This window comes from Lentzea sp. NPDC003310 (assembly GCF_040610935.1).
GTDB lineage: Bacteria > Actinomycetota > Actinomycetes > Mycobacteriales > Pseudonocardiaceae > Lentzea.
Window position 1 is genome coordinate 56,146 of record NZ_JBEXNC010000023.1, and the last position, 18,439, is coordinate 74,584.

The window sequence follows — 18,439 nt, forward strand, 5'->3', positions numbered from 1 at the left end:
CCACTCCCCCGACCGGACCCGCTCGCGTCCAGACCCGTGGTCAGCCGCCGTTCAGCCACAACCCCAGCCACGCGACGACGAGCAGGAACGCCAGCAGCCCGGCGAGGTGCCACGGCGCGAGGTCGAGCCCCCGCCGCACCCCGCCCTCGTCTGCGGGCGCGGGGTGCGGCCGGTGTTCCTCGATCGCCTCTCGGATCCGCGCCTGCACCCGGCTCCCCCGCAGCGAACTGGCCGCGGAGAACGCTCCGACCACGGCGTTGATCCGTTCGCCGGACCGGGTGACGAGGGTGACCTCCTTGGTCGCCTCGACCGAGGCGAGGTCCACCCACGGCACCCAGTAGCGGCGGAACCAGTTCACGACCAGCACGCCCGACCCGTGCACCTCGACCACCGCGTGCGCGCCGACCATCCACATGAACCACGTGAGCGGTGCCATGATTGCGATGAGCTCGAACTGGTTGCCGAAGTCGTTGCCGGGCAGCGGGTTGAGCAGCAGGTAGGCGGTGGTGCCGGCCGCGGCCAGCGACACCGCCCAGCCGAAGGTGCTGTCGAACTTCCTGCGCAGCACCACTGCCGCCCTGCCCCGCGTCATGCCACCACGATAGGCGGACCCGTCAGCGGGTGAGCGACACGCGGGTGAAGTCGACCGGCACGTCCAGGGCGACGTTGATGTAGTTGGTGAACACGTTGAGCGCGACGTGGGCCACCGTCTCGACGATCTCCTCCTGGCTCAGGCCCGCCTCGCGCGCGGCCGTGATGTCGGCGTCGGAGACCTGGCCGCGCTTCTCGACCAGGGCGGTGGCGAGCGTGAGCACCGCGGCGGTGTGCGGGTCGTCGGACCGGCCGCTCTGCGCGCTGCTCATCTCCTCGGCGGTGGCGCCGGCCTTCTTGCCGAGCATGGTGTGCGCGGAGAGGCAGTAGTCGCAGCGGTTCCGGTCGGCCACGGCGACGGCGATCATCTCGCCGGTCTTCGCGCCGAGCGTGCCGCCGCCCAGCGCGCCGAACTGCGCCCACATGCTGCGCAGCGCGGCGGGCGAGTTCGCCACGGCCTTGAACATGTTCGGCACCACGCCGAACGCGCCCTTGATCTGCGCCAGGGTCTCGGCGCGCTCGTCGGTGATCTGGTCGGGGTTGGTGAGGTCGACTCGGGACATGGTGGTTCTCCTTGGTGTGGAACGGGATTTCAGGTGCAGGTGCCGTCGATCGCGCAGACCGCGGGTGGGACGGCTCCGTCGAGCAGCCGGGTGACGGCGGCGGCGAGCGCCATGTCGTCGACCGGGCCGAGCTTCTGGCCGCGCAGCATGCCGTCGCGGTCGATGAGGACCGTGGTGGGCGTGCCCTGCATGCGGTAGCGGCTGAACGTGACCGGCGCCGGGTGCGCGCTGCGCAGGGCGTCGACGCCGACCGGGAACGGGATGCGGTACTCGTGCAGGAACGCCTTGAGGCTCGTCGGCGTCATTGCCCGGTGGTGCTCGAACACGGTGTGCAGGCCGATCACGGCGAGGTCGTCGCCGAACGCCCTGGACAGGCGGACCGCCTGCGGCAGCGCGTGGCTCACGCAGCTGGGACACAGCATCTGGAACGCCTCCAGCACCACGACCCGGCCGTGCAGCTGGGCCAGGTTCAGCGGCTCGCTGTTGAACCATTCCGTTGTCTCCCAGGGCAGTGCGGGCGTCAGCAAGCCGCTCGCCGGAGACATCAGCAGACTCATGTCGCTTCCTTCGCGTGTCGACGCGGTTCCTCGGTGGGACTGACACCAGCCTGCCACAAACTAGGTAGGACTCCTACTAAGTTCTTCGCAGAGGTGATCCAGGTCTCACGGCGGAGGACACGTACGATCGCCGTGCACAGTCCCACTGGCGAGGCGGATCCGCATGACTGACACCGACGGCACGGCCGGGCTCGACCGGCGGCTGGCCGACGCGCTCGAGCGACTCGGGCACGGCATGCGGTCGCTCGCGCAGCGCACGGCGCGGGAGCACGGGCTGTCGCCGTTGCAGCAGCAGGTGGTGCTGGCGCTGGGCCGACCGCGGGGTCAGCGCGAGGTGGCGGCGCTCGCCGCGGAGTTCGACGTCACGACGCCGACGATGTCCGACGCGGTGACCGCGTTGGAGCGCAAGGAACTCGTGACCCGCTCCCCCGGCACGGACGGGCGCAGGCGGTCGCTCGCGCTGACCGCCACCGGCGAGGGGGTCGCACGTGGACTGTCCACCTGGGACGACCCGCTGACCGGGGCGCTCGCGGGCATCTCCGAGCAGGACAGGGCGACCACGCTGCACACGCTGCTGCGCGTGATCGCGGACCTGCAGCGCAAGAACGTGGTGAGCGTGACGCGCATGTGCACCACGTGCCGCTTCTTCGGCCGCGACGAGCACGACGACCCGGCGGTGCCGCACCACTGCCACCTGCTGCGCGTTCCGCTACCGCTCGCCGGTCTGCGCACGGACTGCCCCGAGCACGAGCCGGCGGACGCGCCGGTGTCCCGCAGGAAGCAGCGCACCCCCGGCCCGTGACGGCGGTCAGCCGCGCAGGCGCGCCGCCTGGTCCTCGACGAACCCCTCCCCGCGCCGCCGCAGCAGCTCCGCCCACGACTCGGGCAGCACGTGCGCGTGCCGCAGCAGCCGGCGGGTGCCGACCAGGTCCTCCCGGTCGACGTTGAGCACCCGGTGCACCTCGGCCGCCGTGATGCCGTGCGCCGGACTGCTGACGAGCTCCAGGACGTCCCCCGCGGCGAGCCGGCCCGCGCGCAGCACGCGGCAGTAGAACCCGGTGCGCCCGGTGCGTTGCGTGCGCACGGCCATGTCCTTGACGCCGTGGTGCGCCGCCAGCTTGTAGCACGGCCGGCGCGGCTGGCTCACCTGCAGCAGCACCGACCCGACCGAGTAGACCGCGCCGATCACGGCATCGCCTTCCAACAACCCGGACGTGGTGAGGTTCTCCCCGAACGCGGGCGTCGCGAGCTCGCCGACCTCGCCCGCCCAGGCCGCGTAGTGCTCACCGGGGTAGAGCAGCACCGCCTTGTCCGGTCCGCCGTGGTTGACCCGGTCACCCTGCTCGTCGCCGGCGAGCCCCAGCGGACCCACCTCGACCTGCCCCGCCACCGGCGTCTTCGCGATGGCGGAGTCGACGGGACGCCCGCGCCAGGACATCCGCCGCGCCGTTCCGGTGGACACGACCGCCACGTGAGCGTCGCTCATCGCCAGACCTCGTTTCTGGAACCGTTCTTGTTCTCGGCCGGGTCAGCATGCCACAGTGTGGCTAGGAGTCCTAACTACTTGGGAGTGAGCCGGTGTCCGCTGACGACCCGGTCGCCGCGTTGCGCGGGGCCGCACTGAGGGTCACGAAACAACGGGTCGCGGTGCTCACCGCGCTCGGGCGTCATCCGCACGCCGACGTGGACCTGCTGGGGCGGGTCGTGCGCGCGGACCTCGGTTCGGTGTCCACCCAGGCGCTCTACGACGTGCTGACGGCCCTGGCCGAGGCACGGCTGGTGCGCCGGGTCGAGACCGGCCCGAGGGCGCGCTTCGAACTGCGCGGCGGCGACCACGACCACGTGGTGTGCCGGTCCTGCGAGGCGATCGCCGACGTCGAGCCCGGCACCGCCGCACCCCGCGGTCTCCCGCCGGCACACGGCTTCCACATCGACGAGACCGAGGTCGTGCACCGGGGCCTGTGCCCCTCGTGCCGGTCCGGCGTCCAGTTCCCCTGATCAGAGAAGGTCCACCCGATGTCGTTCGAGGACAACACCCACCCCCTCACCACGGCCGCCGGCGCACCGGTCGCCGACAACCAGAACAGCCTCACCGCCGGGCCGCGCGGACCCGTGCTGCTGCAGGACCTCTGGCTGCTCGAGAAGCTCGCCCACTTCGACCGCGAGGTCATCCCCGAGCGGCGGATGCACGCGAAGGGGTCCGGCGCGTTCGGCACGTTCACCGTCACCGGCGACCTCACCCCGTACACGAGCGCCGCGCTGTTCAGCGAGATCGGCAACCGGTGCGAGACGTTCGTGCGCTTCTCGACCGTGGCGGGCGAACGCGGCGCGGCCGACGCCGAACGCGACATCCGCGGCTTCTCGACGCGCTTCTACACCACCGAGGGCAACTGGGACCTCGTCGGCAACAACACGCCGGTCTTCTTCTTCCGCGACCCGCTGAAGTTCCCGGACCTGGCGCACGCCGTGAAGCGCGACCCGCGGACCAACCTGCGCAGCCCCGAGAACACCTGGGGGTTCTGGACGAACCTGCCCGAGGCGCTGCACCAGGTGACGATCGTGATGAGCGACCGGGGCATCCCGCGCTCCTACCGGCACATGCACGGCTTCGGTTCACACACGTTCAGCATGATCAACGCCGCCGGCGTGCGGCACTGGGTCAAGTTCCACCTCCGCACGCAGCAGGGCATCGAGACCCTGACCGACGAGGAGGCGGGTGAGCTGATCGGCCGCGACCGCGAGTCCCACCAGCGCGACCTCTTCGACGCGATCGAACGCGGCGACTTCCCGGCGTGGAAGCTCTACGTGCAGGTCATGCCGGAGGCCGACGCCGCCACCTACCGCTTCCACCCCTTCGACCTCACCAAGGTGTGGAGCAAGGAGGACTACCCGCTGGTCGAGGCGGGCGAGCTGCGGCTCGACCGCAACCCCGGCAACTACTTCGCCGACGTCGAGCAGGCCGCGTTCACGCCGGGCAACGTCGTGCCGGGCATCTCCTTCAGCCCCGACAAGATGTTGCAGGGCAGGCTGTTCTCCTACGGCGACGCCGCGCGGTACCGGCTGGGCGTCAACCACCACCAGATCCCGGTGAACCACCCGCACGGCGCGCGGCTCGTGAACAGCTACCACCGCGACGGCGCCATGAGGGTCGACGGCAACCAGGGTGGCGTGCCCGGTGTGCAGCCGAACGACTTCGGCCGTTGGCACGAGCAGCCCGCGTTCGCCGAACCTGCCCAGCAGATCGGGTCCACAGCGGACCGGTTCGACTTCCGCGAGGACGACTCCGACTACTTCCGGCAGCCGGGCGACCTCTTCCGGCTGATGACCGGCGAGCAGCGGCAGGCGTTGTTCGACAACACCGCGCGGGCGATCAAGGGCGCGCGGGCGGAGACCGTCGAACGCCACATCGGCAACTGCGCCCAGGCGGACCCGGCGTACGGCGAGGGCGTGCGCAAGGCCTGTGAGGCGATCGGGGCGTTGTGACCGGGCGCGGTGTGCGCCCCGCGTCGATCACGGGGCGCACACCGCACAGGATCAGCCGAAGTTCACGTCACTGCACCACATGTAGGTCTGGTCGGAGTGCGACGCCTGCCAGATCGTGAACACCACGTGGTGCCCGCGGTACTGGCCGGACGTCTGGACGTTGAACCTGATGTCCTTGGCAGGAGCGAACCTGCCGGTCTGCGTGATGAAGTCCAGGTTGCCCCAGCCGAGACGTTGCGTGGCGGGGTCGAACCCGTTCTTGCTGACGTACACCCGCAGGTAGTCGGCGCCGTGGCTCGCCTGGTCGTACAGGTGCACCTGGAAGTTCGCACCCAGGCTGGTCGTGCGCCACGGTCCGGGCGTGTTCAGGGAGTTGTTGCGGGACAGGGCGTTGCTGCAGAGCTGTCCGTCCGGTGTGGACCCCTGGAAGTTGCCGCGCAGACCGTCGCGCAGCGCGCTCATCCAGTTCCACATCGTGTCGGAGTTGGCCTGGAAGGCCTGCCAGCACATGGGGTCCTGCTGCTGCATGGCCGGGTTCGTGTGCTGGCTCCCCCACGCCTGCCAGCACTGGTAGGCGCGCGTGGCCGGACCGACGATCGTGCCGTGGGCCGAGGCCACCGGCGTCCAGAGGAACGTGCAGACCAGCACGCTGACGACCACGGCGACGAGACCACGCCGTCTGGCGAGGGATCCAAAGGTGCTGCGAGGGCGCATGAACGAGCCTCCATTCTCCGATGATCAGCAGCGGCGAATTGGGAGCGCTCCCAGAAAATTACCCTACCGGTGACCCAGAGAGATGACAACAACACGGTGCGTGTCCGTCGAACGACCGTGGTGAGGGCGTCGAACGCGGGCCGCACCCGATCGACCGAGCCCGCCGGTCCCATCATGCCGACGCCGTTCGGCGGACTTAGCGTGGGGACATGTCCCTGATCTTCTCCAGCGTCGTCGCCGCTCCCCTCGACGAGGTCTTCGCCTGGCACGCCCGGCCCGGGGCCATCCACCGGCTCACGCCGCCGTGGCAACCGGTGGGGGTCGTGCGCGAGGCGAGCACCCTCGACGGCGGACGGGCCGTGCTGGGGCTGCCGCTGGGCCTGCGCTGGGGTGCCCGGCACACCGAGTTCGCGCCGCCGCACCGGTTCGTCGACGAGCTGGACTCCGCCCCGCTGCGCTGGGCGCTCAAGTGGCGGCACAGCCACGAGTTCGCGGCGGAGGGCGACGGGACGCGGATGACCGACCGGGTGGAGACGCCGGTGCCGGCCGCCCTGCTGCGGTCGATGTTCGCCTACCGGCACCGCCAGCTCGCCGCCGACCTGGCCGCTCAGTCCGCCGCACGCGAGGCGGGCGACCGGCCGCTCACCGTGGCGATCACCGGCGCCGGCGGGTTCGTCGGGACGGCGCTGTGGTCGTTCCTCAGCACGGCGGGCCACGACGTGGTGAAGCTGGTCCGCCGCGCTCCCGCCGCGCCGGACGAGCGGCGCTGGGACCCCGACCGCCCGGCCGCCGACCTCCTGGCCGGCGTGGACGCCGTGGTGCACCTCGCGGGCGAGTCGATCGCGGGCAGGTTCACCGAGGCACACCGCCACGCGATCCGCTCGTCCCGGATCGGCCCGACCAGGGCGCTCGCCGACCTGGCCGCCGCGACCGGGGTGCCGGTGTTCGTCAGCGCGTCCGCGATCGGGTTCTACGGCGCCGACCGCGGCGACGAGGAGCTCACCGAGGACAGCGAACGCGGCGAGGGGTTCCTCGCGGACGTGGTCGCCGACTGGGAGGCCGCCACCGCTCCCGCCGCGGCCGCCGGGGTGCGGGTGGTGAACGTCCGCACCGGCCTCGTCCAGTCCCCCGCCGGCGGCACGCTGCGCCTGTTCCACCCGCTGTTCGCCGCGGGCCTCGGCGGACGGCTCGGCGACGGCCGGATGTGGCAGTCGTGGATCGGCATGGACGACCTGGTCGACGTGTACCACCGCGCGCTCTACGACGGCGGGCTCAGCGGGCCGGTCAACGCGGTCGCCCCGCGGGCCGTGCGCAACATCGAGTACACCGCGACGCTCGCGAAGGTGCTGCGCCGGCCCGCGCTGCTGCCCGTGCCGTCGTTCGGGCCGAAGCTGCTGCTCGGCGAGCAGGGGGCGCGCGAGCTGGCCGAGGCGAACCAGCTGGTCCGGCCGGCCGCGCTCGCCAAGGCCGGGCACCGGTTCCGCCACCCGGAGCTGGAACCGGCGCTGCGGCACCTGCTGGGCCGCGTCTCCCAGCCCTAGGCGGAGCTGGAACCACGCTGCGGCACCCTGCCGGGCCGCGCCTCCCAGCGTTCTCCTAGGCGGAACTGGCGCGCACGAACACCTCGTCCGCGCCCAGCCGCGTGAAGAGCTCCTGGTTGGCCGAGTCGCGGACCGCCGCCACGACCACCGCCGTCGGCGTGAGCCCGCGCGCGAGCCCGGTGACGAGCAGGCCTTCCTGGTCGTCCGGCACAGCCACGACCACCCGTGCCGCGAACGGCACCCGTGCCTGCTGCAGGGTGCAGAGGTCCCGCCCGTCCCCGCGCACGACCCTGGCGCCGTTGGCCAGCGCACCGGTCAGGGCGATCGCGTCGCGGTCGACGACCACGACCTCGGGCGTCTCGTCGTGCAGCGGGAGGTGCCGCAGCACGTCGAGCGCCGCGTCGCCGTAGCCGACGACCACCGTGAGCCCGGTCATCTCGTCCCTCCGATCGCGCGTCGTTCGACGCCCCGCGGTGTCTCGGCCTTGCGCGGCGGGCGGTCGTTCGCGATGAGGACGGCCATCCACGGCAGCGGTACGGACAGCAGCACCAGGGCGAGCGCGAGCCACCAGATCTTCGCGAACAGCACGGCCAGGACGATGCACGGGATGCGCAGGCTCATCATGAGGGCGTACCGGCGCCGCCGCGCCGCGAGCTGGTCCTCGTAGGACGGGGCCGCCGAGGTGATCAGCACGGGCTCTTCCCGTCGACTGGAGTTCACAGAAACACCTCCGTTCCTACTGGTGGTTCGGAGCGGACACCGTCGAGGTTCGTGTCTGCTCGGTCACGCCTGCTGGTTGACTCGGTCACCGCACCGATCCGGCAGGGGGTAGCCACTTGCGACTGAGGTTGAACGACCTCATCGGCCCGGAGCTCGCCGAGCACGCCGAGGAGTCCCGCAGGACCAACGCCGAGCGCGGCGCCAGGAGGGGGCCGGGCAACGCCGAGGAGGTGCGGGCTCTGCGGGGCGCGGCCGCCACGGGGAACACGCTGGTCGAGGCCGCCGGCCGGCAGGTGCCGGTCCGGGTGCTGCGGCCCGCGGGCGCCCCGCGCGGCGTCCACCTCGACTTCCACGGCGGCGGGTTCTACCTGGGCACGGCCGCGCAGGACGACGCGCGCAACCAGCGGCTCGCGGACGCGCTCGGCGTGGTGGTCGTGAGCGTCGACTACCGGCTCGCCCCGGAACACCCCTGGCCCGCCGCACCGGACGACGCCGAGACGGCGGCGCTGTGGCTGTTGGACAACGCACGGGAGCTCTTCGGCACGGACCGGCTCACCCTCGGCGGCTTCTCGGCCGGCTCCACGCTCGCCGTCACGACTTTGCTGCGCCTGCGCGACCGGGCGCGGCGGTTCGCCGGAGCCGCCCTGCAGTTCGGCACGTACGACCTGAGCGGCCGGACCCCGGCGGGCAGGCTCATCGCGGACGAGTACTTCATCGAGGCCTACGCCGGGCACGTGCCCGACCGCACGCTGCCCGACATCTCCCCCGTCTTCGGCGACCTGGGCGGCCTGCCCCCGCTGCTGCTGGTGGTCGGCGCGCTGGACGTCCTGCTCGCCGACAACCTCGCCCTGGCGGCGGGGGTCGTCGCGGCGGGCGGCGAGGTCGAGGTGAAGGTCTACCCGGAGTCCCCGCACGGCTTCACCAACCGCGACAACGGGATGGCGCGGGCGGCGTGGCGCGACATCGAGCGCTGGCTCGCCGCGCGGCTCTCCTAGACTGCCGGTCCAACGAAGATCGACACGAGGTGGCGACATGGAGCTCGGCGATGTCACGCGGACCGCACTGGCCTGCGTCCGGATCTTCAACGGCGCGCTGGGCCTGGTCGCCGCGGACCGGATGGCGAAGAGCCTCGGCGACGAGCTGGGCGAGGACAGGCGGTTCGTCTACCCGGCCCGCATGTTCGGCATCCGCACGCTCGTGCTGGGCGTCGACCTGCTGACGCTGAAGAGCCGCGCGGCCGACGAACGCCGTGTGCTGGGCCAGGCCGTGCTGATCCACGCCACCGACACCGCGGCCGCCGTCTACGCGGGCAGGCGCGGTGAACTGCCCGCCAGGGCGGCGAAGCTGACCACGGTCATCTCCGCGGTCAACACCGTTCTGGCCGTGGTGTCGCTCCTCGCCGCCCGCAAGCGCCGCTGAGCCGGGGCACACGCGACGGCCCGTGTGCCCCGGTGTCTCGCGGACCAGTGACATCCACGGGCGCGAACGACCCCCTGGCAACGGCACCGTAGTCCTCGCAAGCAGGAACTACGAGGAGCCGAGAACATGCCCACCATCACCCTGACCCAGCAGACCACCGCGACGCCGGAGCAGTTCGTCGCCGGGCTCACCGACTTCGGTCCCGGCCGCGCGGACCTCTTCCCCAACAGCGCCGACGCCGACCTGCGGGTGCACGACCGCGGCGACACGTCCGCCGACGTGACCGAGGGGTCCGGCGGCATCTGGGAGCGCCTGCACTACGACTGGTCGGACCTCGACCGGGTCGTGCTGAGGACCGTGGACTCCAACGTGTGGGGCGGCCGGTCCGGCCACACCTACACGTTCACGAAGCAGGCCGACGGCACGACGCTCGTGCACGCCGAGGTCGTCCGGGAAGGCAAGAACCTCAAGGGGAAGCTGCTCGGCCTCTCGCTCGGGCTGCTCGGGCCGAAGGTGCTCGGCGGGGCCTTGGAGAAGACCGTGCGCGCGATCGAGAACAGGTTCGGGTAGGGGGCCGGGCCACGGCTCGTGCGGGAGCCGACGCGGGTGTGGAGCCAGGTGGGAGGACGCCTTCTTCCTCACGCCTGTCATCCAGCAGGAGGAACTGCGGCGCAGGGTGGCCTGATCCGGCAGGCTGGGCCCATGTCCACACCTCCGGTGATCTCGGTGATGCTGATCGTTCCGGACGCCGACGCGGCGGTCTCCTGGTACCGCGACGCGTTGGGCGCCACCCCGTTGTGGAATCTCGGTGGCGTCGCCGGTCTGGAGATCGGCGGCGCGCCGTTCTTCGTCCACCAGGTCAACCCCGCCAACCCCGCGGAGACCAGCCCGGGCGGCGTCACCAGCGTCCGGGTCGAGCTGTTCACCGACGACCCGGACGGCGTCGTCGCACGGGCAGCGGCAGCGGGAGCGACCACGACCGCCGTCGTGAGCCACGAGATGCCGTGGGGCACGCACCGGCAGGGCGGCTTCACGGATCCGTTCGGGCACAGGTGGTCCGTGGGCGATCGGTCACCCCTGGGCTGACTGGAGCGGCCACACCTCCACGACGCCGTGCGCGACCGCGCACGGCGTTCCGGACACCAGGCGCACCGCCTCCTCCAGCGACTCGGCCTCGATGATCGCGAACCCGGCGACCGGCATCGCGGAGGTCATGAACGCGCCCTCGCCGACCTCCGTGCCGGTGCCGCCGGGGTTGCGCACCTGCACCGGCCGTCCCGCGACGCCCATCTCCACCCCGGACGCCAGCAGCCGTGCGTCGTGGGCGTGCGCGGCGTCGCGGACGGCCGGATCCGTGCTGTCGTACCCCGAACGCTCTCCGTAGCCGATCGTCACGAACTTCATGCGCTGACCCTCCTCGAACCGGACTCTCCGGTGTACCGACTCCGCGTCCGCTCGAAACTCATCGCCTCGTTCATCGAGAGTTCACCTCTCGCTTGCCACGCACCACCGGGAAAACCCGTCGAAGTGACGAAGGATCTGGTGCTCGACAGGGTTTTCGCAGAGGTGGACAGTGAAGAGAGCGCTCGGCATCGGCCTGGCGGTGGTGCTCCTGGCGGGCGTGGTGACCGCGATCGTCCTGGGACAGGGCGACAAGGCCGCTCCGCTGGAGAGCGTGCGCGGGGTGATCGGCTCGGAGAAGCTCGCCTTCTTCGCCGACCAGCGGGTCAGGGACGTGTTCGCGAGGCACGGGTTGAAGGTCGAGGTGGATCCCGCCGGCTCGCGGCAGATCGCGACGGCCACCGACCTGGACCCGTACGACTTCGCGTTCCCGTCGAGCGCCCCCGCGGCCGAGAAGATCCAGCGCGACCGCAAGGCCGCGCGGACCTACGCGCCGTTCTCCTCGCCGATGGTGATCGCGACGTTCGACCCGGTCGTCGACCTGCTGACGAAGGCGGGCGTCGTCGGGTCCGGGCCGGGCTACCCGACGTTCGACGTGCGGGCGTACCTGGACCTCGCGGCCAAGGGCACGCGCTGGGACCAGTTGCCGGGCAACACCGCCTACCCCGCGCGCAGGAACCTGCTCGTCACCACGACCGATCCGCGTGACTCGAACTCGGCGGCGATGTACCTCGCGATCACGTCGTTCGTCGCGAACGGCGGGGTGGTGTCGTCGCCGGAGGCCGAGGCGAAGGTGCTGCCCGCGGTGGCGAAGCTGTTCCTGGACCAGGGGTACACGCAGAGCAGCACCGAGGGCCCGTTCGAGGACTACCTGTCCGCGGGGATGGGCAAGACGCCGCTGGTGCTCGCGTACGAGGCGCAGTTCGCGGACCGGGTGGTGCGCGGCGACTCCTCGATCCGGCCGGACATGAAGCTGCTGTACCCGGCGCCGACCGTGCTGTCCAAGCACACGCTCGTGCCGTTGCGCGGGGCCGGTGACCGCGTCGGGCAGCTGCTGCAGACCGACGCCGAGCTGGGCCGGCTCGCCGCGACGTTCGGCTTCCGCACCGCCGATCCGAAGCACTTCGACGAGATCGTCCAGGAGAAGAACCTGACCGTGCCGCGGACGATCGTGGACGTGGTCGAGCCGCCCGCGCACGAGGCGCTGGAGCGGATGCTCGAGGCGATCGCGAAGCAGTACTGACATGACCGACTTCGCGCTGACGCCACCGGACCCCGTCGAGCCCGTGCCGGTCGACCGCGCCGCCGGGCTGATCCCCGTGTCGGACAAGGCGGAACTGACCTCGCGCGCCGAGGCGTTCGTCGCGGCGCTCGCGGCGGCCGACCCGCGCTCGCCCGACTTCGGCCGGATCGTGGACGACGCGCTCGTGCTCGGCGAGGCCGAGATGCGCGCGGCGGCCCAGATCGCGGGCCGGCTGCTCGACCGCACCATCGCGTCCGTCTCGTCGCCGGTCCCGGTGTCGACGAGCCTGACCGAGCTGCGGCGGTCGGTGCGCGAGCTCGACCCGCAGGACCTGAGCAGGCTGACCGGCCGCAAGATCCTCGGGTTCCTCCCCGGCGGCAACGCGGCGCGCGGTCTGCTCGCCCGGTTGCGAGCCGCGGACGAGCCGATCAACCGGATCGTGCTGAAGCTGCGCTCGGGCCAGGACGCGCTGAAGCGCGACAACGCCGCCATCAAGGGCGAGCGGCAACGGTTGTGGGACCTGATGACCGCGCTCTCGCGCGATGCCGCGCTCGCCGGCGAGATGGACGAGGCCGTCGAACGCCAGGTGGCGGTCCTCGACCTGGCCGAACCCGAACGCGCGCAGGCGTTGCGCGCCGACGTGCTCTTCGGGCTGCGCCAGCGGCACCAGGACCTGCTGACCCAGCTCGCCGTGTGCGCGCAGGGCTACCTGGCGCTGGACGTGGTGCGCCGCAACAACGACGAGCTGATCAAGGGCGTCGAACGGGCGGTGAGCACGACCGTCACGGCGTTGCGGATCGGCGTGGCGGTCGCGGCGGCACTGGCCGGGCAGCGCGAGGTGGTCGACCAGGTCGACGCCGTGCGCGGTCTCACCGACTCGCTCCTGCGGTCCAACGCGACGCTGATGTCGGTGCAGGGCGAGGAGATCCAGCGCATCGCGTCGACACCCGCCGTCGGCATCGACGCGGTGCGGACCTCGTTCGACCAGATCTACGCGGCGATCGACGCCGTCGACACGTTCCAGGCCCGTGCCGCCGACTCGATGTCGAGCACGGTGTCCGCGCTGGACGCCGAGATCCGCCGGGCCCACGACCACCTGAGCCGCGTGCGCGGCGCCGAGGAGCAAGCATGATCCGCCGCATCGTCCCCGCGGTCGCCGCACTGGCGCTGCTGGCGGGCTGTTCCGACGAGGCAGATCCGGCGAGACCCGTCGGGGACGCCGAGCCCGGCACGCTGCGCGTCCTCGCCGGCAGTGAGCTCGCCGACCTCCAGCCGGTCCTCGACGAGGCCGCAAAGGCCACCGGCATCAGCGTGAAGTTCAGCTTCACCGGCACGATCGAGGGCGCGGAGAAGGTCGCGAGCGGCGCCGCCGAGCAGGGTTTCGACGCGGTCTGGTTCTCCTCCAACCGCTACCTCGAGCTCGTGCCGGACGCCCAGAAGCGGCTCGGCACGCCGACCAAGGTGATGTCCTCCCCCGTCGTGCTCGGCCTGCCCGCGGCCAAGGTGAAGGAGCTCGGCTGGGACGCGCGGCGCGTCGGGTGGGCGGAGATCGCGCAGGCCGCCGGCGAGCGGAGGTTCACCTACGGCATGACGGACCCGTCCGCCTCCAACTCCGGCTTCTCCGCCCTGGTGGGGGTGGCGGCGGCGTTGTCCGGCTCGGGTTCCGCGCTGGACGCGGCCAGGATCGACGCCGTCGCCCCGCAGCTCCAGCAGTTCTTCTCAGCCCAGACCCTGTCGGCCGGCTCGTCGGGCTGGCTGTCGGAGGCCTACACCCGGCGCGCGAAGGGCGAGGACCCCGGCGCCGGGGTGGACGGCCTGATCAACTACGAGTCGGTGCTGCTGTCGATGCCCGACCCGTTGACGCTCGTCTACCCGAGCGACGGCGTGGTGACGGCCGACTACCCGCTCACGCTGCTCACGTCGGCGTCGCCGGAAGCCCGGGAGGCGCACCAGAAGCTGTCGGACTTCCTCAAGGGCGCGGACGTCCAGCGCAAGATCGTGGAGACCACGCACCGCAGGCCCGCCGTGCCGCAGGTGCCGCTCGACGGCAAGTTCACCGTCAAGGACCTGGTGGAACTCCCGTTCCCGGGCAGTCAGTCCGCTGTGGACGGTCTGGTCACGACCTACTTCGACCGGCTGCGCCGTCCGTCCCGCACGCTCTACGTGCTCGACACGTCCGGGTCGATGCAGGGCGACCGGATCGACGGGCTGCGCCAGGCGCTGACCGGGCTCACCGGCGCCGACGAGTCGCTGGCCGGGAGGTTCAGCCGGTTCCACGGCCGCGAGCAGGTGACGTTGCTGCCGTTCAGCTCCAGTGCGCGGCCGGCTCTCGAGTACGAGGTGCCGCAGACCGATCCCCGGCCGGTCCTCGACCAGATCCGGACCACCGCCACGGGCCTCGGCGCGTCCGGCGGCACGGCGATCTACAGCAGCCTGCGCGGCGGCTACGACGTGCTGCGCCGGCAGATCGACGCCGACCCGGACCGGTTCACGTCGATCGTGCTGATGACCGACGGCGAGAACACCGGCAGCGAGGACGTGCGCGACTTCCAGCTGTTCCACCAGGCGCTGCCGCCGAACCTCAAGGGCGTCCCGATCTTCCCGGTGCTGTTCGGCGAGAGCGCGACCGCCGAGATGGAGCAGGTGGCGAAGATGAGCGGGGGCAAGGTGTTCGACGCCCGCGGCCGGTCGCTCTCGGCCGCCTTCAAGGAGATCCGTGGCTATCAGTAGGTACCTGGCCTCCTGGAAGAACCTGGCCGGGTGCGCGGGCGGGCTGCTCGGCCTCGCCCTGCACTTCGCCGGGCTCGCCGGGTCGTACTGGGTCGTCGTGGTGATCGGCCTCTACGGCGTCGGCGCCCTGGCCGCGCCACCGGAGCGGATCACGCTCGTCACCGATCCGGAGGAGGAGGCGGGCGCGTTGCGGACGGAGCTCGACGCCCTGGTCGCGCGGGTCGGCACGCTGCGGGTGCCCGACGAGGTCCCGCCGAGGATCGCGCGGATCGCCGAGGTGCTGCACGGGATGCTGGACCGGCCGCGCGCGCTCCGGGCCGACCCGGACGCGCTGCACGCCGTCACCCGGCTCGTGGGCACCGACCTGCCGTTGTCGGTGCAGACCTACCTCAACCTGCCGTGGTGGTACGCGGCCGCGCGCGGCTCAGGCACGGAACTGGTGCGGCAGCTGAACTTGCTGCACGCCGACGCGCGCAGGACCGCAGAACGGTTCCACGCGGCCGACGCGCAGCGCCAGGCCGACCACACCCGCTATCTGGAGGACCGCGACCGCTGACTCAGGCGATCGCCGCCGCCGCGGCCCGTCCGGCCGTCCGGCCCGAGAACAGGCAGCCGCCCAGGAACGTGCCCTCCAGTGCGTTGTAGCCCATCATCCCGCCGCCGCCGAACCCGCTCGCCTCGCCGGCCGCGTACAGGCCGGGGACGGGCGTCGTCCCGTCCACCAGGCACCGGCCGGACAGGTCGGTCTCCAGGCCTCCCAGGGTCTTGCGGGTGAGGATGTTCAGCCGCACGGCGATGAGCGGGCCGTTGGCCGGGTCCAGGAACCGGTGCGGCTTCGCGGTGCGCAGCAGCTTGTCGCCGCGGTAGGAGCGGTGCTGCTGCAGGAAGGTGACCTGGGCGTCCTTCGAGAACGGGTTGGTCAGCTCGCGGTCGCGCGCTTCGAGCAGCGTGCGCAACGAGGTCTCGTCGATCAGCCCCGACTCACCGATCTTGTTCATGCCGGCGACGAGGTCGGTGAGGGTGTCCGCCACCACGAAGTCCGCGCCGTGCTTCTTGAACATCTCGATCGGCGAGTTCGGGTTGTTGCCGCGGGCCCTCGCGAGCAGCAGCTTGAGGTCCCGGCCGGTCAGGTCGGGGTTCTGCTCCGAGCCGGAGAGCGCGAACTCCTTCTCGATGACCTTCTGCGTGAGCACGAACCACGAGTGGTCGTGGCCGGTGCGACGCAGGTGGCCGAGCGTGCCGAGGGTGTCGAAGCCGGGGAAGTACGGCGCGGGCAGGCGTTCTCCGGTCGCGTCCAGCCAGATGCTCGACGGGCCGGGCAGGATGCGGATGCCGTGGTTCTCCCAGATCGGGTTCCAGTTCCGCAGGCCCTCGACGTAGTGCCACATGCGGTCCGCGTTGATCACGCGCGCGCCCGCCGTCTTCGTGATGCCGATCATCCGTCCGTCCACGTGGGCCGGTACACCCGCGACCATGGTCTTCGGCGGGGTGCCGAGCCGCTCGGGCCAGGACTCGCGGACGAGGTCGTGGTTGCCGCCGATGCCTCCGGACGACACGACCACGGCCTGCGCGCTCAGCTCGAACTCCCCCGCCACGTCGCGGGAGGAGGCCTGGCCGCGTTCGATGGTGCTCGGCGCGAGCACCCGGCCGCGGACACCGGTCACGGTCCCGTCTGTCACCACGAGCTCGTCGACGCAGTGGCGGAACTTGAAGGTGATCCGGCCGGTGGCGGCGTGGGCGCGCACGCGGCGTTCGAAGATCTCGACGACGCCGGGCCCGGTGCCCCAGGTGATGTGGAACCGCGGCACGGAGTTGCCGTGCCCGTTCGCCCGGCCGTCACCCCGCTCGGCCCACCCGACGACGGGGAACACCTTGAGCCCCATGCCGCGCAGCCAGCTCCGCTTCTCGCCGGCCGCGAAGTGGACGTACGCCTCGGCCCACCGCCGCGGCCACTCGTCCTCGGGCCGGTCGAACTGCGCGCTGCCGAGCCAGTCCTGCCAGGCGAGCTCGTGGGAGTCCTTGATCCCCATCCGCCGCTGCTCGGGGCTGTCGACGAACAGCAGCCCGCCGAGCGACCAGAACGCCTGCCCGCCGAGCGACTGCTCGGGCTCCTGGTCCAGCAGCAGCACCTTCTTGCCCGCGTCGGCGATCTCCGCCGCGGCGGCGAGGCCGGCCAGACCGGCTCCGACCACGATCACATCGGTGTCCACGCGCACTCTCCACATCGTCCCGGGGCGCCACTCTCGCCGACGCACGTGCGCCGAACCAGATGACTTGTCAGCCTCTCACAGCTAGGTTTGTCATCCGCTGACAAGGAGACTCCTCGTGCCCGACTCCCGCGACCAGGTGCGCCGCCGGATCACCGGCGACGTCTCCGCGCTCGTCGACCTGCTCCTGGGCGTCATCCAGGCCGAGATCCCCGGCTACCAGGTGCTCGACGCGGTGCAACTGGACGAGGTGCGCGCCCAGATCCGGTGGAACGTCGACCGCGTGCTCGGCCTGTGGGCGACCGGAACCGCGCTGACGGAGGCCGACACCCAGCGGTTCCGCGGCGTGGGCGCGGTCCGGGCGAGGGACGGCCGCCCGCTGGCCGTGATCCTCCGCTCGTACCGGGTCGCCGCGCGCGAGTTCATGGGCCACGTGGCCGACCACTACGGCGACGCGCTGACCGCCAAGGACATGGCCGACCTCGCCCAGGTGTGGCTGGCCGCCGACGACAAGCTCGCCGACGCGCTGCACGAGGGCTACCAGGCGGCCGAGACGTCGATCAGCACCGACCGCGACCGCGCGCTCAGCAGGCTCGCCGGCGACCTCGTGCTCGGCCGGCACGCCCACGAGGGCGCGTTCGTCGCGCGCCTGCGGGAACTGGGCGTGCACCTCCCCCGCCGGTTCACCGTCGTCGTGCTGCAGTCCGCCGCGTCCGTCGAGACCGTGCTGCCGCTCGCGTCGGAACCCGTGATGCACACGGTCATCGACGGCACGGGGGTCGTGGTCACCGGCCAGGTCGACCTGCCGGCGCTGCACCGCCGGAGCACCCGCTGTTGCGTGCTCACGGACATCGGCGCGAACGAGGCCCCGCGCTGGTACCGGCTGGCGAAGGCGTGCCTGGAGCGGGCACCGGCGGACCGCCTGGTGTTCGACCGCGGGGACGCGGAGGTGCTCGCGCTGGTGGCCGGTCGCGCGGACGCGGACCCCGGCCGTGCGGCGTCGACCGTGCTGGCGGAGATCGCGTCCGGGCACGAGCACCTGCTCGAGACGCTCGACGCGTTGTTCGTGGCGGGCAACGCCGAGGAGGTGGCCGCGTTGCTCGGCGTGCACCCGCAGACCGTGCGCTACCGGCTGCGGCGGATCACCGCGATGACGGGACGCGACCCGCGCCTGCCGTGGGACCTGTTCGTGCTGCAGTGCGCGCGGCTCGCGCAGCGCTGACCGTTGTGCCCCAACGCCGGCGACGATCCGCCCGCCTCCGGGTCTCTC

The 18,439-nt window shown here is 72.0% G+C and carries 22 protein-coding genes; 13 read left to right on the forward strand and 9 right to left on the reverse strand.

What is annotated here, in order from left to right:
* Positions 1-40 precede the first annotated feature (40 nt).
* Genes ABZX02_RS37590 through ABZX02_RS37600 form a run of 3 tightly spaced genes read right to left on the reverse strand, consistent with a single transcriptional unit; the run spans position 41 to position 1,711 of the window.
* Positions 41-592 (reverse strand): PH domain-containing protein, encoded by a 552-nt coding sequence (locus tag ABZX02_RS37590; protein ID WP_355305798.1) that lies wholly within the window; start codon positions 590-592, stop codon positions 41-43.
* Between the two features lie 22 nt (positions 593-614).
* Positions 615-1,154 carry a peroxidase-related enzyme gene (locus ABZX02_RS37595; protein WP_355305800.1) on the reverse strand — a complete coding sequence of 180 codons (540 nt, stop codon included), beginning with the start codon at positions 1,152-1,154 and terminating at the stop codon, positions 615-617.
* A 29-nt stretch (positions 1,155-1,183) separates the two neighbouring features.
* Positions 1,184-1,711 (reverse strand): redoxin domain-containing protein, encoded by a 528-nt coding sequence (locus ABZX02_RS37600; RefSeq protein ID WP_355305801.1) that lies wholly within the window; start codon positions 1,709-1,711, stop codon positions 1,184-1,186.
* A 163-nt stretch (positions 1,712-1,874) separates the two neighbouring features.
* Between ABZX02_RS37600 and ABZX02_RS37605 the strand changes: the two genes are divergently transcribed.
* Complete coding sequence (locus ABZX02_RS37605; protein WP_355305802.1) at positions 1,875-2,513, forward strand: MarR family winged helix-turn-helix transcriptional regulator; 639 nt, start codon at positions 1,875-1,877, stop codon at positions 2,511-2,513.
* Positions 2,514-2,519: 6 nt separating this feature from the next.
* On the opposite strand, the gene ABZX02_RS37610 is transcribed toward ABZX02_RS37605, so the two are convergent.
* Positions 2,520-3,197, reverse strand: a complete 678-nt coding sequence (locus ABZX02_RS37610) for an MOSC domain-containing protein (RefSeq protein WP_355305804.1) — start codon at positions 3,195-3,197, stop codon at positions 2,520-2,522.
* A 92-nt stretch (positions 3,198-3,289) separates the two neighbouring features.
* Between ABZX02_RS37610 and ABZX02_RS37615 the strand changes: the two genes are divergently transcribed.
* Together ABZX02_RS37615 and ABZX02_RS37620 are read left to right on the forward strand one after the other, a co-directional pair.
* A complete protein-coding gene (locus ABZX02_RS37615) occupies positions 3,290-3,709 on the forward strand; it encodes a Fur family transcriptional regulator (RefSeq protein WP_355305806.1) in 420 nt (139 codons plus the stop codon).
* A gap of 18 nt (positions 3,710-3,727) precedes the next feature.
* On the forward strand, positions 3,728-5,194 hold the full coding sequence (locus tag ABZX02_RS37620; protein ID WP_355305808.1) for a catalase: 1,467 nt from the start codon (positions 3,728-3,730) through the stop codon (positions 5,192-5,194).
* A 51-nt stretch (positions 5,195-5,245) separates the two neighbouring features.
* Here ABZX02_RS37620 and ABZX02_RS37625 read toward each other — a convergent pair whose 3' ends face one another.
* Positions 5,246-5,908, reverse strand: coding sequence for a lytic polysaccharide monooxygenase (locus ABZX02_RS37625; RefSeq protein ID WP_355305810.1), 663 nt, complete (start codon positions 5,906-5,908; stop codon positions 5,246-5,248).
* 209 nt (positions 5,909-6,117) lie between these two features.
* Here ABZX02_RS37625 and ABZX02_RS37630 point away from each other — a divergent pair, with 209 nt between their 5' ends.
* Positions 6,118-7,449: a TIGR01777 family oxidoreductase gene (locus ABZX02_RS37630; protein WP_355305812.1), complete on the forward strand. Its 1,332-nt coding sequence runs from the start codon at positions 6,118-6,120 to the stop codon at positions 7,447-7,449.
* A gap of 55 nt (positions 7,450-7,504) precedes the next feature.
* Here ABZX02_RS37630 and ABZX02_RS37635 read toward each other — a convergent pair whose 3' ends face one another.
* Both ABZX02_RS37635 and ABZX02_RS37640 read right to left on the reverse strand, forming a co-directional pair.
* Positions 7,505-7,885: an NAD(P)-binding protein gene (locus ABZX02_RS37635; protein ID WP_355305814.1), complete on the reverse strand. Its 381-nt coding sequence runs from the start codon at positions 7,883-7,885 to the stop codon at positions 7,505-7,507.
* Positions 7,882-8,169, reverse strand: coding sequence for a DUF3099 domain-containing protein (locus tag ABZX02_RS37640; RefSeq protein ID WP_355305816.1), 288 nt, complete (start codon positions 8,167-8,169; stop codon positions 7,882-7,884). The genes ABZX02_RS37635 and ABZX02_RS37640 overlap by 4 nt, the downstream gene beginning before the upstream one ends.
* Positions 8,170-8,285: 116 nt before the next feature.
* On the opposite strand from ABZX02_RS37640, the gene ABZX02_RS37645 reads away from it, so the two are divergent.
* From ABZX02_RS37645 to ABZX02_RS37660, 4 genes are all read left to right on the forward strand, one after another.
* The gene (locus tag ABZX02_RS37645; RefSeq protein ID WP_355305818.1) at positions 8,286-9,164 is read left to right on the forward strand and encodes an alpha/beta hydrolase fold domain-containing protein; all 879 of its coding nucleotides are present in this window, start codon (positions 8,286-8,288) and stop codon (positions 9,162-9,164) included.
* A gap of 37 nt (positions 9,165-9,201) precedes the next feature.
* A complete protein-coding gene (locus tag ABZX02_RS37650) occupies positions 9,202-9,588 on the forward strand; it encodes a hypothetical protein (RefSeq protein ID WP_355305820.1) in 387 nt (128 codons plus the stop codon).
* Between the two features lie 126 nt (positions 9,589-9,714).
* Entirely contained in the window at positions 9,715-10,158 is a 444-nt protein-coding gene (locus tag ABZX02_RS37655) for a hypothetical protein (RefSeq protein ID WP_355305821.1), read from the forward strand.
* A 132-nt stretch (positions 10,159-10,290) separates the two neighbouring features.
* Complete coding sequence (locus ABZX02_RS37660; protein WP_355305823.1) at positions 10,291-10,674, forward strand: VOC family protein; 384 nt, start codon at positions 10,291-10,293, stop codon at positions 10,672-10,674.
* Here ABZX02_RS37660 and ABZX02_RS37665 read toward each other — a convergent pair.
* On the reverse strand, positions 10,660-10,992 hold the full coding sequence (locus tag ABZX02_RS37665) for a YciI family protein (RefSeq protein WP_355305825.1): 333 nt from the start codon (positions 10,990-10,992) through the stop codon (positions 10,660-10,662). The genes ABZX02_RS37660 and ABZX02_RS37665 overlap by 15 nt on opposite strands.
* Positions 10,993-11,161: 169 nt before the next feature.
* On the opposite strand from ABZX02_RS37665, the gene ABZX02_RS37670 reads away from it, so the two are divergent.
* Genes ABZX02_RS37670 through ABZX02_RS37685 form a run of 4 tightly spaced genes read left to right on the forward strand, consistent with a single transcriptional unit; the run spans position 11,162 to position 15,518 of the window.
* A complete protein-coding gene (locus ABZX02_RS37670; RefSeq protein WP_355305827.1) occupies positions 11,162-12,232 on the forward strand; it encodes a hypothetical protein in 1,071 nt (356 codons plus the stop codon).
* 1 nt (position 12,233) lies between these two features.
* Positions 12,234-13,364 (forward strand): toxic anion resistance protein, encoded by a 1,131-nt coding sequence (locus tag ABZX02_RS37675; protein ID WP_355305829.1) that lies wholly within the window; start codon positions 12,234-12,236, stop codon positions 13,362-13,364.
* Complete coding sequence (locus ABZX02_RS37680) at positions 13,361-14,962, forward strand: VWA domain-containing protein (protein WP_355305831.1); 1,602 nt, start codon at positions 13,361-13,363, stop codon at positions 14,960-14,962. Before ABZX02_RS37675 ends, ABZX02_RS37680 begins: the two co-directional genes overlap by 4 nt.
* Complete coding sequence (locus ABZX02_RS37685; protein ID WP_355305833.1) at positions 14,949-15,518, forward strand: hypothetical protein; 570 nt, start codon at positions 14,949-14,951, stop codon at positions 15,516-15,518. The genes ABZX02_RS37680 and ABZX02_RS37685 overlap by 14 nt, the downstream gene beginning before the upstream one ends.
* A 1-nt stretch (position 15,519) precedes the next feature.
* On the opposite strand, the gene ABZX02_RS37690 is transcribed toward ABZX02_RS37685, so the two are convergent.
* Positions 15,520-17,187, reverse strand: coding sequence for an FAD-binding dehydrogenase (locus ABZX02_RS37690; protein ID WP_355305835.1), 1,668 nt, complete (start codon positions 17,185-17,187; stop codon positions 15,520-15,522).
* A gap of 100 nt (positions 17,188-17,287) precedes the next feature.
* Between ABZX02_RS37690 and ABZX02_RS37695 the strand changes: the two genes are divergently transcribed.
* Complete coding sequence (locus ABZX02_RS37695; protein ID WP_355305837.1) at positions 17,288-18,391, forward strand: helix-turn-helix domain-containing protein; 1,104 nt, start codon at positions 17,288-17,290, stop codon at positions 18,389-18,391.
* Positions 18,392-18,439: the final 48 nt, after the last annotated feature.

Excerpts from the sequence above, each read along its gene's own strand:
- ABZX02_RS37590 (WP_355305798.1), bottom strand. The coding sequence starts at position 592 with ATGACGCGGGGCAGGGCGGCAGTGGTGCTGCGCAGGAAGTTCGACAGC.
- ABZX02_RS37595 (WP_355305800.1), bottom strand. The coding sequence starts at position 1,154 with ATGTCCCGAGTCGACCTCACCAACCCCGACCAGATCACCGACGAGCGC.
- ABZX02_RS37600 (WP_355305801.1), bottom strand. The coding sequence starts at position 1,711 with ATGAGTCTGCTGATGTCTCCGGCGAGCGGCTTGCTGACGCCCGCACTG.
- ABZX02_RS37605 (WP_355305802.1), top strand. The coding sequence starts at position 1,875 with ATGACTGACACCGACGGCACGGCCGGGCTCGACCGGCGGCTGGCCGAC.
- ABZX02_RS37610 (WP_355305804.1), bottom strand. The coding sequence starts at position 3,197 with ATGAGCGACGCTCACGTGGCGGTCGTGTCCACCGGAACGGCGCGGCGG.
- ABZX02_RS37620 (WP_355305808.1), top strand. The coding sequence starts at position 3,728 with ATGTCGTTCGAGGACAACACCCACCCCCTCACCACGGCCGCCGGCGCA.
- ABZX02_RS37625 (WP_355305810.1), bottom strand. The coding sequence starts at position 5,908 with ATGCGCCCTCGCAGCACCTTTGGATCCCTCGCCAGACGGCGTGGTCTC.
- ABZX02_RS37630 (WP_355305812.1), top strand. The coding sequence starts at position 6,118 with ATGTCCCTGATCTTCTCCAGCGTCGTCGCCGCTCCCCTCGACGAGGTC.
- ABZX02_RS37635 (WP_355305814.1), bottom strand. The coding sequence starts at position 7,885 with ATGACCGGGCTCACGGTGGTCGTCGGCTACGGCGACGCGGCGCTCGAC.
- ABZX02_RS37650 (WP_355305820.1), top strand. The coding sequence starts at position 9,202 with ATGGAGCTCGGCGATGTCACGCGGACCGCACTGGCCTGCGTCCGGATC.
- ABZX02_RS37655 (WP_355305821.1), top strand. The coding sequence starts at position 9,715 with ATGCCCACCATCACCCTGACCCAGCAGACCACCGCGACGCCGGAGCAG.
- ABZX02_RS37660 (WP_355305823.1), top strand. The coding sequence starts at position 10,291 with ATGTCCACACCTCCGGTGATCTCGGTGATGCTGATCGTTCCGGACGCC.
- ABZX02_RS37665 (WP_355305825.1), bottom strand. The coding sequence starts at position 10,992 with ATGAAGTTCGTGACGATCGGCTACGGAGAGCGTTCGGGGTACGACAGC.
- ABZX02_RS37675 (WP_355305829.1), top strand. The coding sequence starts at position 12,234 with ATGACCGACTTCGCGCTGACGCCACCGGACCCCGTCGAGCCCGTGCCG.
- ABZX02_RS37680 (WP_355305831.1), top strand. The coding sequence starts at position 13,361 with ATGATCCGCCGCATCGTCCCCGCGGTCGCCGCACTGGCGCTGCTGGCG.
- ABZX02_RS37690 (WP_355305835.1), bottom strand. The coding sequence starts at position 17,187 with ATGTGGAGAGTGCGCGTGGACACCGATGTGATCGTGGTCGGAGCCGGT.